The 16,060-nt window shown below is 59.2% G+C and carries 13 protein-coding genes; 5 read left to right on the top strand and 8 right to left on the bottom strand.

The genetic code is table 11. The annotated features are described in order from the left end of the window. Positions 1-167: 167 nt before the first annotated feature. The 8 genes from ACOOE1_RS11965 to ACOOE1_RS11930 form a co-directional block, all read right to left on the bottom strand. Positions 168-2,513, bottom strand: coding sequence for a xylulose 5-phosphate 3-epimerase (locus tag ACOOE1_RS11965; protein WP_420402427.1), 2,346 nt, complete (start codon positions 2,511-2,513; stop codon positions 168-170). A 167-nt stretch (positions 2,514-2,680) separates the two neighbouring features. Beyond that, positions 2,681-5,029 carry a copper-transporting P-type ATPase gene (locus tag ACOOE1_RS11960; protein ID WP_420402426.1) on the bottom strand — a complete coding sequence of 783 codons (2,349 nt, stop codon included), beginning with the start codon at positions 5,027-5,029 and terminating at the stop codon, positions 2,681-2,683. After that, positions 5,026-5,334 carry a hypothetical protein gene (locus ACOOE1_RS11955; protein WP_420402425.1) on the bottom strand — a complete coding sequence of 103 codons (309 nt, stop codon included), beginning with the start codon at positions 5,332-5,334 and terminating at the stop codon, positions 5,026-5,028. The genes ACOOE1_RS11960 and ACOOE1_RS11955 overlap by 4 nt, the downstream gene beginning before the upstream one ends. 2 nt (positions 5,335-5,336) lie before the next feature. After that, a complete protein-coding gene (locus ACOOE1_RS11950; protein WP_420402424.1) occupies positions 5,337-6,239 on the bottom strand; it encodes a ribose-phosphate diphosphokinase in 903 nt (300 codons plus the stop codon). Then, the gene (locus tag ACOOE1_RS11945) at positions 6,236-7,741 is read right to left on the bottom strand and encodes a thymidine phosphorylase family protein (RefSeq protein WP_420402423.1); all 1,506 of its coding nucleotides are present in this window, start codon (positions 7,739-7,741) and stop codon (positions 6,236-6,238) included. The genes ACOOE1_RS11950 and ACOOE1_RS11945 overlap by 4 nt, the downstream gene beginning before the upstream one ends. Then, entirely contained in the window at positions 7,738-9,120 is a 1,383-nt protein-coding gene (locus ACOOE1_RS11940; RefSeq protein ID WP_420402422.1) for an MBL fold metallo-hydrolase RNA specificity domain-containing protein, read from the bottom strand. The genes ACOOE1_RS11945 and ACOOE1_RS11940 overlap by 4 nt, the downstream gene beginning before the upstream one ends. Then, the gene (locus ACOOE1_RS11935; RefSeq protein WP_420402421.1) at positions 9,117-9,482 is read right to left on the bottom strand and encodes a DUF5676 family membrane protein; all 366 of its coding nucleotides are present in this window, start codon (positions 9,480-9,482) and stop codon (positions 9,117-9,119) included. The genes ACOOE1_RS11940 and ACOOE1_RS11935 overlap by 4 nt, the downstream gene beginning before the upstream one ends. Before the next feature lie 66 nt (positions 9,483-9,548). Further along, on the bottom strand, positions 9,549-10,385 hold the full coding sequence (locus ACOOE1_RS11930; RefSeq protein ID WP_420402420.1) for an EF-hand domain-containing protein: 837 nt from the start codon (positions 10,383-10,385) through the stop codon (positions 9,549-9,551). 682 nt (positions 10,386-11,067) lie between these two features. On the opposite strand from ACOOE1_RS11930, the gene ACOOE1_RS11925 reads away from it, so the two are divergent. The 5 genes from ACOOE1_RS11925 (at position 11,068) to ACOOE1_RS11905 (ending at position 16,056) form a co-directional block, all read left to right on the top strand. Beyond that, on the top strand, positions 11,068-11,616 hold the full coding sequence (locus ACOOE1_RS11925; protein WP_420402419.1) for a cupredoxin domain-containing protein: 549 nt from the start codon (positions 11,068-11,070) through the stop codon (positions 11,614-11,616). Positions 11,617-11,650: 34 nt separating this feature from the next. After that, positions 11,651-13,561, top strand: coding sequence for a copper resistance system multicopper oxidase (locus ACOOE1_RS11920; RefSeq protein WP_420402418.1), 1,911 nt, complete (start codon positions 11,651-11,653; stop codon positions 13,559-13,561). Between the two features lie 3 nt (positions 13,562-13,564). Then, complete coding sequence (locus tag ACOOE1_RS11915) at positions 13,565-14,266, top strand: copper resistance protein B (protein ID WP_420402417.1); 702 nt, start codon at positions 13,565-13,567, stop codon at positions 14,264-14,266. An 87-nt stretch (positions 14,267-14,353) separates the two neighbouring features. Further along, positions 14,354-15,595, top strand: coding sequence for an ABC transporter ATP-binding protein (locus ACOOE1_RS11910; RefSeq protein WP_420402416.1), 1,242 nt, complete (start codon positions 14,354-14,356; stop codon positions 15,593-15,595). After that, entirely contained in the window at positions 15,592-16,056 is a 465-nt protein-coding gene (locus ACOOE1_RS11905) for a copper chaperone PCu(A)C (RefSeq protein ID WP_420402415.1), read from the top strand. Before ACOOE1_RS11910 ends, ACOOE1_RS11905 begins: the two co-directional genes overlap by 4 nt. Positions 16,057-16,060 lie beyond the last annotated feature (4 nt).

Below are 16,060 nucleotides of genomic sequence, written 5' to 3'. Positions count from 1 at the left end.
AAACATCATGGTCGCGAGCTCTCTATGACTCAATGTGCGGAAGGTGAAACCCGCGCGTTAATTGGCTCACTGGTCAGAAGGCGCTTTGCCGTACCATCTCTCGATCAAATTTGTGGGCCGACCTCAGAAATTTGGGGCAATTGCTTTGTGGAAAGGGGGCATGCTTCCTAGCCTCCGAATAGCACGCCTCTTGGTTGGCGTTTTCCGGCCACAGCATCGATCTCATGTGACGAAAGAAGATCTGAAGCGGGTCGTTCAAGAACCTGCGCCGCTGCGGCTATGACATGCGCCCAAGTTGACCTGTTAGCAAAGAGCATCCCATCTACGTCCAGCGTTCCTCCTCGCCCTTTGAAACCTAGCCAGCATGAAGTACGCGTTCCGGAATCCAGTGGCCTGAGAAGGCCGCAATACGGCTCTGGGCGTGTATGAGTCACAAATACTCGCGCTTTGATGCTGTTCGGGAACACGGCGCTGACAATATCGGCGGACGCTATGTGGGCCATTTCGCGATCATCGCGCGGGACGCGAAATCGTCCAGGCTCAAGGATCAGATTCACGCGATGCGCCACGCGCCGTTCGACCAGCCGATCCGATGCCCTGATAACTTGGGACAGCTGGTAAGCTCCGGTTGCGACCAGAAGTACGCCGGGGCCATCTCCCTCATAATCGCGAAGGCAGACCGCACCATCGCGGACCGCCTGTGCCGCCAGGGATTGGTCGAGCCGGACTGGGACATCCCGCTTGGGCACAACCATGCTCCAGATCGAGCCTCGATCTTGATAGGCCGCGCGCAAGCACGCAATTGCAGTGTTCCAATCGGTTGGGAATACAACGCGAGACAGGTCAGACATCTCGCCCCACATTGCCTCGGCGAAGGTGCTGTCCTGATGGGAAAGTTCGTTCTTGCTGTTTTCCCACGCATGAGAGGTGGCAATGACCGGAAGGCCAAGCCAATAAGGCTTGCGCCCGGCTTCGAGCATGTTGCGCGTGAAGATCAGATCTTGGCGAAGTGCACCAAGCATCTTGACGGCAAATGCTTCGTAGGAAACCGTTAGATTCAGGCCGCCCTTGTTGGCCAACGTGGCGCAGATTACAGCTTCTTCATTTAATGCCGTAATCACCGAACCGTTGATGGCTTCTGCCAGACCTGACTCTGGAGCTGTAACGCGGTGCTTCAGAAGATCCAGCGCGGAATCCATACGGTTGCTGCGCATTTCGTCCGGGTTGCCCACTCGCACACGCAGATCCGGATTGGCGGTGACGATGGCGGTGAAATAATGGTCGATGCCGGACATGGCCGAAGACACTTCGCCGCTGCCCCGCCAGGGTGGCGGCGGCAGAGTGATCTCCACCGGTTGACGAGCGGCGAGCGGGTGATCGCGTTCGCGGGCACGGACCGGTGATGCATCATGATTGCAAATGGTTGCAATGGCTTCTTTCAGGGCTTCCGGGGCTACCCATAGGCGACGTGCGCCGTCATTGAAAGCAGCCCGTGCTCTGTCATCTCTGCTTGGGTTTCCTTCGAGAGGTAGATTGTGGGCGCGGTTCGTGCCTGCGCCAGGGAAACCAAAACCCTTCTGGGTTTCGGCGATTCCGTAATGCAGCGGCACCGGGTACAAATTTTCGCCTTGCTGTGCCGCAGCTTTACAAGCGGAGAGACGCTCTTCTATCTCAAAGATTGCCCAGGCAAATGCCGCTGGGTCGCGTCCGTCAAGGTCGATCGGATCGAAGCCGTTCAACCGCAGGTGCTGGCGCAGCCAGTCAACTCCTCCGGATTGCGCCATGGTCGTACGTTGGTCGATCCGGCGCCCATTGGCGATCATGATCGGCGCGACGAGACCGGTATCTTCCGCCCGCCACCAGCGTGGAGCCCAGTCACTGCCTCGCTGTTCCTCGAAAGCGCCGTCGCTCAGAAATGCGACCAGCCGTTCCTCCGGCAATGGCATGTGGCTATAAAGCAAACCCGCAAACCCGAGATAGCCGCCTTCGATCAGGCCACCTGCGGTGTTCGCATTTACATGGCTGCCTAGCGGCGATACCGGCCGACCGTCTGTCGACACCTCGTAGGAGTAAAAATCGCGTACGAACCTCGTGAGCCCGTCGTCCGAGTAGGTATAGCGCTCCGCTTGCATGGGAAACTGGTTGCCGACAATCAAATTGACTGCATCGATTGCGGCGACACAATGACCCTGTTCCATTACCCAAGAGCGGGTGAGGCGGCAGAGCGCATTTGCTGCCAGGTAGCCAACATATGCAGGCACCATGTTGAGCGACCCGCCGGTATGACCTTCAGGGACGGGCTTGAAGTCGTCCGGCGCCATCGCCCTTCCATCGGTGTGAACGCGCCTAGCGTAGGTCATATGAACCACCAGCCACATGGCGGCGTTCGCAACCAGATCTGCGGCCTTAAGTATTTCGTACCCGATAACTTTATCGTGGATAACGCCGCGCTGGTGGAGCGTGTCAACCATGTCGTGGACACGTGCCTGTGTAAGGTCATCATGGACGAGCACACCCGCTCCGCGGGCCCAGTCAGCGAAGTGAAGATCATGAGATCTGTAAAGTGCGGCGCGGGCTTTGAGCCGGTGTCTTTCCGGAACAGCCGGCCCGGTGACGGTCTCGGCTCCTGTTGTCGGAGTGGCGGTCCCACGGGCATTTTGCCCTGAGTCTGCTTCGCCAATCATATTCTTGTTCCTCTTAGACGTAGCGAGTTGAGGACCACGGAAATTGACGACGCACTCATCGCGAAGGCTGCGAACATCGGGCTGATCAGGATCCCGAAAAACGGGAACAGAACACCCGCGGCGACCGGCACTCCGCTTGCGTTGTAGATCAGCGCAAAGAACAGGTTCTGACGGATGTTGCGCATCGTCGCTTGAGCCAGGCGCCGCGCCCGAACTATGCCGTCGAGGTTGCCTTTGACCAACGTAATCCCGGCGCTTTCGATAGCCACGTCCGCTCCGGTTCCCATCGCAATGCCAACATCAGCCTGTGCGAGCGCAGGTGCGTCGTTGACGCCATCACCCGCCATTGCGACCTTCGCACCCTTGCTTTGCAGTTCCTTGATGATTGCCGCTTTGTCTTCGGGCATCACGTCGGCGCGAATCTCGTCGATGCCCAGACGCGCAGCGACCGCCTTCGCTGTTCGTTCGTTGTCGCCGGTCGCCATTATGATGCGGAAGCCGAGTTCGTGGAGAGCCTTAAGAGCGCCGGGAGTTGTCTCCTTTACTGGGTCAGCGACGCTGACCAAGCCAGCAACTTCGCCCTCGACGACCACGAACATGACCGTCTCACCCTCATCCCGCCGGAGGTTCGCCTTATCTGTCAGGTCTCCAGCTTCAAGGCCGAGATCCTTGACCAGCTTGAGGTTCCCCAGAGCGACTGGTCTTCCCGCTACTGTGCCCGTGACGCCCTTGCCGGTCACCGCTTCGAAATTCTCAGCATTCCCCAGTTTCACTCCGCGCTCTTCCGCCCCGTCAACGATTGCTTCTGCAAGCGGGTGTTCCGAGCCCTTCTCGAGGGTCGCTGCAAGCTGCAGAACTTCAGCTTCGTCGTGACCTGGCTGGGGGAAGACGCCGACCAGGCGTGGCTTGCCCATTGTCAGCGTGCCTGTCTTGTCGACAATCAGCGTATCGACCTTCTCGAACCGCTCAAGCGCTTCGGCGTTCTTGATCAGAACGCCGGCCTGCGCGCCGCGTCCGGTGGCTGTCATGATTGACATCGGCGTCGCCAGGCCAAGCGCACAGGGACAGGCGATGATCATCACCGCAACCGCCGCGACAAGGCCGTAGGAGAGGGCCGGCGCCGGTCCCCAGATGGCCCATCCAACGAAAGCAAGCACGGCGATAACGATCACCGCCGGCACGAAATAGCCTGAGACCCTATCTGCATATTTCTGGATCGGTGCCCGCGACCGCTGCGCGTTGGCCACCATTTCGACGATCTGGCTCAGCATCGTATCGGCGCCCACCCTGCGGGCTTCGATCACAAGCGATCCTGTTCCATTGATTGTCGCGCCCGTAACCGGTTCTCCGGCCACCTTTTCGATCGGGACCGGTTCGCCAGTGATCATGCTTTCGTCAACCGAAGACCGGCCGTCGATCACGACTCCGTCCACCGGAATCTTGTCGCCCGGTCGCACCCGTAATCGGTTACCGACCTGAACGGCTTCAAGCGGTATTTCCTCTTCGCTGCCGTCGTCCCGAATGATCCGGGCCGTTTTAGCAGCGAGGTCGAGGAGCGCTCGGATCGCCTTGCCTGTCCCCTCACGGGCCTGCAGTTCCATTACCTGGCCTAGCAGGACGAGTGTTACGATAACCGCAGCGGCCTCGAAGTAGACTCCTACATGGCCTTCGGAGTCGCGGAAACCGTCAGGGAAGATACCAGGCACAAGCACCGCGACGATGCTGAACAGCCAAGCTGCTGTGACCCCCATGCCGATCAGAGAGAACATGTTGAGATTCATGGTGCGAAACGAGTTCCACCCGCGCACGAGAAATGGCCAGCCGCACCAGAGAACCACCGGCGTACCCAACGCCAGTTCGATCCATAGTGTGACCCGTTCACCAAATATTTCGCGAACGCCGGGAAAACCCAAATAAGGTCCCATTGTGAGGATCAAGAGCGGGATCGTTAGAGCCGTACCGACCCAAAAGCGACGTGTGAAATCCACTAGTTCGGGATTCGGGCCGTCTTCGGCCATGGCCGCGGACTCGAGCTCGAGTCCCATGCCGCAAAGCGGGCAAGAGCCAGGCTCGGTCTGACGCACCTCGGCATGCATGGGGCAGGTGTATACGGGGCCTTGGTATCCCTCGGGAACCGTGTCGTAACGGCCTCCCTTCGCGGCCGTGTGGTCGTGATGCTGATGTCCATGATGGTGGTGGCAGCTATCGGTGCCGACATCATTTTCAGGGACGAGGTGCATACCGCATTTTGGGCAATCGCCAGATTTGTCCTGCCGAATTTCCGGGTGCATCGGACAGACCCAGATTGAATCTTCCGTATGTTCGTGACTCGTACTGTTGCTCATTGCTCGACCTGCATTTTATGGGGGCGGTAGGTGATGCCGGTGGCCATCTGTAATTCGCGGGCATAGGAAATGATTTGTATGGCTTCGCCTGGCGCAGTTTCTCGTGGGGGTGTATTGCCTAAAAGCCAATGACGTTGGCGCACATCGTTTGCGTCCGACGGCCGGGGAACAGCAAACGCAGCATATTTACGGCAACGGGCCCCCTGTTCTCGGGGGAGCGTGGAGCTCGAATTCATGGTGGCCAGAAATTCGGTCGCCGAGCGTCCAATAACGAATTTTTGCGCAAAAATGCTCGATTTCTTCAAGGTCAGGCCCCTTTTACCGGCTTTGAAAGCACGACCTGCTGCACCGCGTCGGCAATGTGTTCCGCGATCGATATGCTGTTCGATACATGCGGAATTGTGTCGGTCGTGACGGTACATGCAGCCCCAGCTTCGGCAATGTCTTCATATGCAGTTCCGGCAAAGACCGCGTGAATTAGGACGCAGACCGGAGGCTTCGCACCGGCGGCCAATACCCTTTCGACGGCCTGCACCATTGTCCGGCCGGACGATGCGATATCGTCCAGGATCACCGGCGTGCCGACACTAAAATCAACATGCTGCGGCACACTGAGTTGGACGTTCCGGTCACCGGTTCGTGTCTTTTGCAATACTTCGTGTGGTCGGCCCGCCATCTTGGCGACTTCTGCGACCCACTGTTGACTCTCGCTGTCGGGACCGACCAGCAACGCATCTGGTGTGTCGCGGACGATCCAGGCGGCGATTTGCGAAGCGGTGGGTACCCGGATCGCAGGAATTGGAAAGATCTCTTCGAGCCTGACAATGCGGTGTAAGTGTGGGTCGACTGTCACCAACCAGTCGAAACTTTCGCCGAGAAAGCGGGCGAAAAGCGGTGCGCTCACAGCTTGGCCCGGCTGAAAGCGCGCGTCCTGCCGCATGTAGCTCATATAGGGGGCGATAAGTCCGACACGCGCCGCACCGAGTTCGCGCGCCGTCTCTGCCGCGAAACGCAGTGGCAGAGCGATACGGTCCGGGTTTCGCAGGCATGCGACGATTGCAACGTCCGCATTCGCCAGGCCGTCTGGCAAGGTGACGAGGCTTTCGCCATCGGGGAAGTGATGCCATTCAAGCGGGCAGGCCCTAGCTGAGAGCTGCCGGGCTATCCTATCAGTCAGGGCAACCATGTCGGGGAAGGCAACGAGGATCATGTCACCTCCTCGCAGATTGAAAAGGCTTCGGGATGGGTGCCAGCGTAATTGCGGGCGTAGGCCAGTTCCCCGCGAGTTGCCGAGTGGATTGAATAGAGGGGTTGGCCAGCCTCGACTTTCTCGCCAAGTCGGACGCCAAGCCGGACTCCTGCACTTTTCTGGCGTGGAGCGCCGGCGAGCTTGGCGATGCGGGCTATCAGGCGGTTGTCGATGGCATTTAATATGCCCGAGCGTGGCGCCAGGATTTCAATCTGCTGCGGCGCCGGTTCAGGCTCACGGAATCCTCCCTGCGCCATACAGATTGCCATGAACTTTTTCTCGGCCGCTCGGCTATCAAGCAGCGCCTCAGCCCGTGATCGCCCTTTACCCTCATCGCCCGACGCAATGTCGAGCAATCCACCGGCTAGATCGAGTGCGCGCGATCGAAGATCCTGCGGTGCATTTGCCTGACAACGCAGCACCGCCAATACGTCCATTGCCTCAAGTGCCGGTCCGATGCCGTGTCCGACCGGGCCGGCTCCGTCGCTAACGTGCAGCTCGACATTCAGGCCGATCTGTCGCCCTACGGCGGTGAGCCTCGCCCCAAGAATGTCTGCGGCGGATCGGCTTCTGACTTTGGCAGTTGGTCCGACTGGTATGTCGATCAGCACATGAGTCGATCCGACGGCTGCTTTCTTGGACAAAACGCTTGCCACAAGTTGGCCCGTGGAATCGAGGTCGAGCGGACGCTCAATACGTATGAAATAATCATCGGCCGGGCTGAGATTGAGGGCGCCTCCCCAGACCACGCAGCCACCCTCGCTCTCGGCGACAGCGCGCAGCGCCGCCGCATCGAGATTGACCGGTGCCATGACCTCCATCGTGTCGGCAGTGCCTGCGGGTGAGGTAATGGCGCGGCTCGATGTCTTGGGTATCAGCTCTCCTGCGGCAGCGACGATGCCAACGACGATGGGGGTCGTGCGGTTGCCGGGCAATCCCCCGACGCAATGTTTGTCGAGGATCTTGCGTCCACCCCAGTCGAGCCTGTCGCCCGCATCCAGCATCGCCTGCGTCAGGGCTACCGTTTCGTTTTCATCGAGCCTGTCGCCAGTGCAAGCGGTGAGGAAGGCGGCGAGTTCGATCTCCGACAGTCTGTTATTGAGCGTATCGCCAACGATTGCGCCGAAATCCTTCTTGGAAAGTCGTTTTCCATATGCTTTCGCCCTGATGAGTGAGGCCGAGACTGCGGGCTCGGGATGGGAGAATTGCCCGCGGCACCCGGGATATGCAGCGAGCGCGGACCATGCCGGAGCGGACAGTGCCGCTTGGTCCGATTTCAGCCATCCGCCGGTCGCCACCACATTCAGAGTCGCGACAATCCACCGCGTACCCAAATCGATACGAATACGGGTCTGTGCAGCAAATCCCTCAGCACGGCAGATATGGCAATCCTCGGTCATGTAGACTACCGGCTGGCGATAGGTGTCGATTCCTGCAGGTACAAGGAGCAGTGAGTCAGTCATTTTGGATGCCCCAGGCGCACCATCTGCAAATGATCGGGCACGCGCGCTTCACGGTGGAGCTCATGTTCTATGCGCTGACGCAATATGTCGGCGGCAGCGGGTTCTCCATGCGTCACATAGGTCATGCGCGGGGAGGGACCCGAGGCCATCCATCGAAGAAGTTCGTCAGCGTCGGCGTGACCTGAAAAGGAGTGAAGTTGTACGACCTCGGCCTCGATCGGGACCTCGCGCCCGAATATGCGCAAAACCCGATTTCCGTCGACAAGGGCCGAGCCGCGCGTCCCCCCTGCCTGAAAACCGGATAGCAAGATCGTGTTCCGGCGATCCGGGCCGAAGCTGGTCAGATGGTGCAAGATCCGTCCACCGGTCAGCATACCACTGGCCGAGATAATGATCATTGGACCTTGGCGCGAGTTGAGTTCCTTCGACTGTTCGACTGTGTTTATGCGCTTGGCCAGCTGGAACATGGCCACACACTCATCCCAGGACACATGGTGCTCTTCGTGATGGCGGTGATAGATCTCGGTTGCATCGACCGACATTGGGCTGTTGAGGTAAACGGGTACGCGTGGAATCTCGCCGCGCGTCATCAACCGGGCGATGTGATACATGAGCCCCTGTGCGCGACCTACTGCGAATGACGGTATTAGGACTGTACCGCTTCGAGCGAACGTGCGCTTTAGCACCGGCGCAAGTTCGGTTTCTGGGTCGATGTTCGCATGTCTGCGATTGCCGTAGGTCGACTCACATACGAGAAAATCGGAGCCTTCGAAAGGCGCTGGCGGGCGCATCAAAGGATCATGATCATGACCAAGATCGCCGCTGAAATGCACCACGGTCTCACCAAGCTCAACCCGGATTTGTGCTGCTCCGAGTATATGGCCAGCGGGGATGAAGGTCGCCGCAATCTGGTCGCCAAGGTCGATCCGGCGACCGAAAGCCGTTGTGTCGAGGTGTTTTAGAGCTCTCTTCGCATCCTCCACTGTATAGAGCGGAGATGGATTCTTGTGCTTGGAAAAGCCCTTGCGCGCGGCGTATCGCGCCTCTTCTTCCTGCAAATGACCGCTATCGGGCAGGATCAGCCCGCAGAGTTCTGCAGTAGCTTCGGTGCAAAGGACACGCCCTGCATAACCTGATCGGATTAGGGCGGGAAGGTAACCGGAATGGTCAAGGTGAGCATGCGTGAGAAGCACCGTATCTATCCCGTTCGGCCGGGCCGGAAACGGTTTGCGATTGCGGTCGCGCAATGTCTTGAAGCCCTGGAACAAACCGCAATCAACCAAAATGCGGCGTGACCCGGCCTCTATCAGATAGCGCGAGCCGGTTACAGTGCCGGCGGCGCCGAGGAAACGTATGCTAGGGGGGGCAAAGCGGGTCATTTCAGCCTCCGCCGCGCGATGAGCGCGTTGTAAATTGGGCCAAAAACAAGCGCGATATACCAGCCGTAGAGGAAGCTTTCGAAAAGTCCGATTGCGAAACCGGCGGGCGTGAGCCAAACAAAACCGGGTAACAATCCTGCCCAACTCTCGTACATCGCGAAGTTAGGGAACAGCAGGTCAAAGATCACGCAGACCAGAAAGGTGATAGCTAGGAACAGGCTTAGCGCCCAGCCAAGCACAATTATCGGCAGTCCTGAAGGTGAGGTATTGTGACTGTGGCCCATGACGCAATCCCCGCAACTCCAGCGAAGAATGAAGAACAGGATTGCGCCAACTGCAGCAAAATATAGCAATGATACCATGACGTTATTTTCCTGGCTGAATTCGGCCCGGGGCAGTTGACGCCTCGGGCCGACTTCGGCATGGGGTCAGTTTTTGAGAGGTTTCTGGTCGCTTCTCATTGCCGGAGGTGTTGTCATCATTTCTTGCATCTTCATGCGTTTGACCGGTGCGGCCATCTCACTCTTGGTAATCTGGCCATCGCCGTCCGCGTCCAGGTGCTGGAACCGGTCGACGGTGGTTTCGCGTGTCATCGCAGCATGCAGGGCTTCAAACTCCGAAAGTGATAGGGAGCCGTCTCCATCGGCGTCGAACTCGGCGAGGCGCGATAGCATGGTGGATTGCATCCCCTCGGGCGAGGCCGCGCTCATCATGTCGCCTCCCATCATCATGCGCATCATGGAGCTATCCATCATCGCCATGCGGTTGCCTTGATCGGAGCCTTGCGTGGCTCCGCCCATCATCTGCCCGTGCATCTGCATCATCATAGGCATCATCATGCGCATCATTTCCTGCATCATGTTTGCTTGATCCGGATTCTGGGTTGGACTGCCGTCGGTCGCCGTGGGAGCGCCGTGACCGTGATTGCTGTCCGCCAATGCAATTCCTGGAATTGCCAGAGAGAGCACCAAAGCTATGGCGAGGGTCGTGATCGGCTTCATGGGAAGGATTCCTTTTTCTGCTGTCTTGTAATTCGGTTTTCGCGACCGAAAGTGGCGCGTAGACACGGCTTCGTTCGCTGCGCCTCTGTGATCTCCGCATCCGCAGCAGCTGCGGACCAATCCCGTTGTGGGCTTGGTGGCAGTGCCGACCGTTTTTTCGACTACTGGACCGGTCCGAACGTCAGAGAGATCGCTACAACAGGAATCCGATTGATCGGATTTCTTGCGCGAGATGCCGTTAGAAGATGAGAGCGCCTTGGTCATGTTTGAGTTCCTTCTTGGGGGAGGCGATCTGTAGACGCCTTTCGGGGCGTTGCATTACAGCCGGTGCACCGCCGATAGCCCGTATGTCGAAGGAATGGCGCGATCCTCGCAAGAACCGCACACCCTATAGTTTAGTCGCGTTAATGGTTTGAAGCAATCCGTAGGCCGGTGAAAGGGGAGTCGCGTATCATTAGATGCGAGCAGGACCGGTAAAAGAGATCTGAAATTTTTATGGAAACACCATTGACCTTCCCCCCAGTGGAGACATTATCTCTCGTCCGATGATGAGAAACGCACTCTTGGTATTCTTCCTGCTCCTGGCTGCGACGACCCCGTCGTTTGGCCATGCGGATGCGTTTCACCCCCACTCCCCTGAAGGCGTGTATCAGCCTGATCACAATGAATATTCAGGTGGCAAGCGCGATAACGATGGCATGCTCGATTGCGCAACGGTCGTGATTGGGCACTGTTTTTCGGGGTTTTTCCTGTCACGAGGAGTGGACTTCGAATTGATCCTTGCTCAATCGGCTCCACCGTTTGAGTTTGTGCACCAGACTGTTACCGGCCTCTGTATAGAAGCTGATTTGCCTCCTCCACGAGCCTGACGCGACTTCAGCCGACATCCGCGCGCCCGTCGACGGGCCGCACATAGAAGTTTCGTCATCTTGTGAAGGATAGAAATATGTCCCGTTCCAACGTACTTAGCGCCGTCTTCGGCGCCACCCTCTCCCTCGCCCTGCTCGCGTCCGCTCCGGTTTTTGCCGGCGGGACGCACGGTGGCGGTCATGCGCCCAATATCGGCAAACCGGGCGATCCGGCCAAGGTGTCCCGGACGATCGAGGTCGTCATGTACGACAACTACTACGAGCCGAAGTCTCTCGACCTCAAGGAGGGCGAGACGGTCCGTTTCGTGGTCAAGAATGCCGGCGAGTTCGTTCATGAGTTCAACATCGCTACCGCCGCGATGCACGAGGCGCACCGTCCCGAGATGATGATGATGGTCGAACACGGCGTGCTCGAGCCGGACCGCATCAACCAGGAGGCGGCGAAGGCGATGCAGGCCTCCATGGGCCACGGCATGCACAAGGAAGGTAACAGTGTCCTGCTGGAGCCGGGCAAGAGCGGCGAGATCGTCTGGACCTTTCCGGACGATGCCGACCTCGAGTTCGCCTGCAACGTGCCCGGCCACTACGAGACCGGCATGCACGGCAAGGTCAAGCTGAGCCACTGAGCTCCGGGATCCCGATATTACAAGGAGTACAGCAATGTCCTTCGGACTGTTGCGCCGGGCCTCAGTGCTCGGCGCCGGTCTGGCGGCTGCCCTTTCGGGCGCCGCCATGGCCGGTGAATACAATCTCACCGTTGATAAGGTCACTGTCGACACCGGGGCCTTCAAGCGCGGCGGGATCGGCTACAATGGCGCCACCCCCGGCCCGGTTCTGCGCTTCAAGGAGGGCGAGGATGTCACCATCAATGTGACGAACAATCTCGACGAGCCGACGTCTGTCCACTGGCATGGCTTGATCCTGCCTTTCGATCAGGATGGCGTCCCCGGGATCAGCTACCCTGGAATCGCTCCAGGCGAGACATTCACCTATCGCTTCCCGATCGTGCAGAATGGAACATATTGGTTCCACAGCCACAGCGGTTTCCAGGAACCGGACGGCGCCTATGGTTCGATCGTGATCGAGCCAAAGAAGCGAGAACCGTTCCAGTACGACAGGGAGTATGTTGTGCAACTGACGGATGCGCATCCGCACAGGGGCAACCGGATCATGCGCAACCTCAAGATGATGCCGGACTACTACAACCGCCAGCAACGCACCCTGTTCGACTTCCTGAAGGACTCCCGCGAGCAAGGCTTCGACGCGGCGCTCTCGGACCGGGCCGCCTGGGGCGACATGCGCATGATGCCGACCGATATCGAAGACGTTCAGGGCTTCACCCCGCTGATCAACGGCAGGAGCACGGAGCAGAACTGGACCGGCCTGTTCACGCCGGGCGAGCGGGTTCGTCTGCGCTTCATCAACTCCTCGGCGATGGCCTATTTCGATATCCGGATTCCGGGTCTGAAGATGACGGTTGTCCAGGCGGACGGAAACAATGTCCTGCCGGTCCCAGTCGACGAGTTCCGCATTGCCGTGGCCGAGACCTACGACGTTCTTGTTCAGCCGAAAGACGACCGGGCCTACGCGATCTTCGCCGAGTCGATGGGGCGGACGGCTTCCGTCCGGGCAACCCTTGCGACAGCAGACGGGATGGCTGCCGAGGTTCCGGAAATGCGCAAGTCCAGCTTGCTCACGATGGCGGACATGGGAATGGCGCATGAGGGAATGGATCACGGCAGCATGTCGATGGGAGGTATGAACCACACCATGCCCGACGGCAGTACTATGCCGGACATGAACAAAGGAGTCATGGAAGAGGGCCAGAAGAATCATGGCAGCGGGTCAATGCCCGGTACGCACAAGATGCCGGACGGATCAAAGATGGCCGGTATGAACCATAGTGCCATGAACCACGGCCAGACGGCCCAGGGTGGGGGGCAGATGTCCGGGACACACAAGATGCCCGACGGAACCGAGATGAAGGGTATGAGCCCCGGCACCATGGATCACGGCTCGATGAACCATGGTGCGCAGGGTATGACGGCTGAGGTGGATTCCTTCTACGCTCCGGGCAGCGGCCTGACGCCGTCGGCGGCCAATGGCGGGAAGTTTCTCTCTTACGACGATCTTCGTGCCCAGAAACCGCTCTACGAACACCGCGAGGCCACGCGGGAAATCGAGCTCCGGCTGACCGGCAACATGGAGCGCTATATCTGGTCGATCAACGGCATCAAGTACGCCGACGCCGAGCCGATCCGCCTGCAATATGGCGAGCGGGTCCGCTTCAAGTTCGTCAACGAGACGATGATGACCCACCCGATGCACCTGCACGGCATGTGGTCGATCCTCGATACCGGCAAGGGCAAGTGGAACCCGGTCAAGCATGTGGTCAGCGTGGCACCGGGCACGACCGTCTACATGGAGACGGAAGTCGATGCGCCGGGTCAGTGGGCCTTCCACTGCCACCTCTCCTACCACGCCGACAGCGGCATGTTCCGCAAGGTCGTGGTCGAGGGCGGGCCGAAGGGCAAGGCCGCCGCCCTGCCCTCCAAGAAAAAGGAGGGCTGATCGATGAAGTCCAGACTTGCCGTTCTTGCCCTCATTGCGGGCGCTCTCACCACCAACCCGGCCTCGGCCGAACAATGGTTCTGGGGCCTGCAGGCCGAACAACTGGAATGGCGGAGCGGTGAAGGCTCACCTGCCTATGCCTGGGACCTCGATGCCTTCGCCGGGACCGACGAGGCGAAGATCGTTTTCCGCAGCGAGGCCGAGTACGCGACCGATGCGGATGCATTCGAGACCCTGGAGAACCAGCTTCGCTTGCAGGTTCCGGTAAGCACCTTCTTCGATGCCGTCGCGGGCGTACGCTACGACAGCCCGGACGAAGGGCCGCGCCGCACCTACGGCGTACTCGGCCTGAAGGGGCTGGCGCCGCAATGGTTCGAGGTCGATGCGGATCTCTATCTCTCGGAGTATCCGTCGGCCCGCTTCGAGGTCGAATACGAGGGGCTGATCACCAACCAGATCATCTTCACCCCCAGCATAGAGCTCGACCTGCCGCTGGCCGACGACGAGGTGACGGGACGAGCTGCCTTCGGTCCCAAGCTCGAGATCGGTGGACGACTGAGCTACGACCTGCTCGACCGGGCCGTAGCGCCCTATATCGGCGTGCACTGGGAACGGACCCTCGGCGAGAGCGGAAGGCTGGTCCGCGCCGAGGGCGAGGACGACGACGTGGTCTCCTTCGTCGTCGGCTTCAAGGTCATGTTCTGACCTGAACACCTCATCGGCTGCTCCGGCGATCCGCGTCGCCGGAGCAGTCGAAACCAAGAAACCCGAGAGACTGCGAGAACCCTGAAAATGATCGACTCCCGGCATCCGTTCCTGGACGAAGTCATACACTTGCTCGGGCACCAACTCGGACCTTCAGTCCCTATGTGGCTGCATCCGGTGATGCATGTCGTCTTGGTCTGGGCGCCGCTTGCCCTGGCTGCCGTGGGGTTGTATTTCCTGGCCAAGGCGCTCTGGAATAATGCGCGCGCAAGGACAAGACTACTCCCGTCCAAGCGAACCCATAAGCAGGGCGAAGCGGGGATATACGGGTTCGTGCTTAGCTATTCGGCGCGGCAACAGGCAATCCTGATCGTAGCCGGCCTTCTGTCGCTTCCCATCCTTTATGCCACGCTCGAACTGCCGAAACTGATCATCAACAATGCTTTATCGGAAGCGAGGCCGGAATCTTTGATCGACCGGTTAGGGTTTACGGAAACAACCTTGTTGTTCGTGCTCAGCGGCCTTTATCTCTTGGCAATAGCTGCAAACGGCCTCGCCAAGTACTGGCTCAATGTTCGAAAAGGACGGGTCGGTGAGCGACTTCTCCGTCGCCTTCGCCTGACCATATTCCGGCATTGGCAGCGTAGGTCTCACGGTGAGCGAGATACCGAAGTGATCCCGCTGATCACCCAGGAAATCGAGCCGATAGGCGGGTTTGCAGCCGATGCATTCGCTGTTCCCGTTTTCCAGGGTGGAACCCTGGCCACGATCCTGTTTTTCATGTTCCTCCAGGATCCCATACTTGGCGCAGCCGCCTTGACGCTGCTCCCGGTTCAGCTCGCGCTGATCCCGAAAATCCAGCAGCGGGTGAACGCGCTGACGCGAACGAGAGTTTCCGGAACTCGGGCCTTCGGTCGCGAGCTTGGCGCTGTATTGCAGGACAATGGCGCCCCGCATAGTTCCGGTCTCGGATCTCCCATACGCAAGCGGATCCGGTTTCTCGAGGAGGTTCGTGAAAGGATCTACCGCTGGAAATTCTTCCAGAAAGCGCTGAACAACTTCCTGACCTCGCTGACGCCGTTCTTCTTCTACTCCATCGGAGGGTACCTGGTTCTCGAAGGCCGTTTGACGATCGGCGCACTTGTCGCCGCGCTTGCCGCCTACAAGGACATCTCAGCGCCTCTGAGAGAGCTTTTTCAGTACTACCAGGTCCGCGAAGACGTGAAGATTCGCTACACCGCACTTCAGGACTTCATTCATGGGGCCCGCCGTCAGACCGGTTACGAAGAGCTTGTCGGTCTTGGCAGCATGGAGCGGAGGACTGCATGAGACGAAATGTCATCAAGGGAATCCCGGCGTTCCGCGCCCGGCTCGCCATTCTTGCCGCCCTGGCGTCTTCCGGGGGCTTCGGGCAAGCGAATGCGGACATGTCCAAAGATGTCTTCGATGCCATCTCCATAGAGCAGCTTTCCGTAGAGCCCGCCAAACAAGGGGCTTCTGCGCGGGTAAAGTTCGCCATCGAAAATGAGAGCGGCCAGCCGCTAATGCTCACCGGCGTGAGTTCCGATACCGCATCGTCCGGCGCTTTGCGGCTGCGCTTTCCGGTCGCCGGAATGAGACCCGTCCCGGAACTGGCGATTCTGGACCGTGAACGCCTGGATCTCGGAACCTCGCATGTCGAAGCGGTGCTGCTCGATGTCCGGGAACCGATCGGTCATGGCGACACAGTTCATCTGACCCTTCACTTCCGCGGCTTCACCATTCCGGTCGTCGCCCACGCCCATCCGTAGCGCT

The sequence above is a fragment of the Nisaea sp. genome, assembly GCF_965216895.1.
Classification (GTDB): Bacteria; Pseudomonadota; Alphaproteobacteria; order Thalassobaculales; family Thalassobaculaceae; genus Nisaea.
The sequence above is the reverse complement of the archived record's forward strand: the minus strand, read 5'-3'. Positions and strand labels throughout refer to the sequence as shown.

What these genes read in the sequence shown, in the direction of transcription:
- ACOOE1_RS11960 (WP_420402426.1), bottom strand. Translation starts at nt 5,029, where the DNA reads ATGAGCAACAGTACGAGTCACGAACATACGGAAGATTCAATCTGGGTC.
- ACOOE1_RS11950 (WP_420402424.1), bottom strand. Translation starts at nt 6,239, where the DNA reads ATGATCCTCGTTGCCTTCCCCGACATGGTTGCCCTGACTGATAGGATA.
- ACOOE1_RS11945 (WP_420402423.1), bottom strand. Translation starts at nt 7,741, where the DNA reads ATGACTGACTCACTGCTCCTTGTACCTGCAGGAATCGACACCTATCGC.
- ACOOE1_RS11940 (WP_420402422.1), bottom strand. Translation starts at nt 9,120, where the DNA reads ATGACCCGCTTTGCCCCCCCTAGCATACGTTTCCTCGGCGCCGCCGGC.
- ACOOE1_RS11935 (WP_420402421.1), bottom strand. Translation starts at nt 9,482, where the DNA reads ATGGTATCATTGCTATATTTTGCTGCAGTTGGCGCAATCCTGTTCTTC.
- ACOOE1_RS11930 (WP_420402420.1), bottom strand. Translation starts at nt 10,385, where the DNA reads ATGACCAAGGCGCTCTCATCTTCTAACGGCATCTCGCGCAAGAAATCC.
- ACOOE1_RS11925 (WP_420402419.1), top strand. Translation starts at nt 11,068, where the DNA reads ATGTCCCGTTCCAACGTACTTAGCGCCGTCTTCGGCGCCACCCTCTCC.
- ACOOE1_RS11920 (WP_420402418.1), top strand. Translation starts at nt 11,651, where the DNA reads ATGTCCTTCGGACTGTTGCGCCGGGCCTCAGTGCTCGGCGCCGGTCTG.
- ACOOE1_RS11915 (WP_420402417.1), top strand. Translation starts at nt 13,565, where the DNA reads ATGAAGTCCAGACTTGCCGTTCTTGCCCTCATTGCGGGCGCTCTCACC.
- ACOOE1_RS11910 (WP_420402416.1), top strand. Translation starts at nt 14,354, where the DNA reads ATGATCGACTCCCGGCATCCGTTCCTGGACGAAGTCATACACTTGCTC.
- ACOOE1_RS11905 (WP_420402415.1), top strand. Translation starts at nt 15,592, where the DNA reads ATGAGACGAAATGTCATCAAGGGAATCCCGGCGTTCCGCGCCCGGCTC.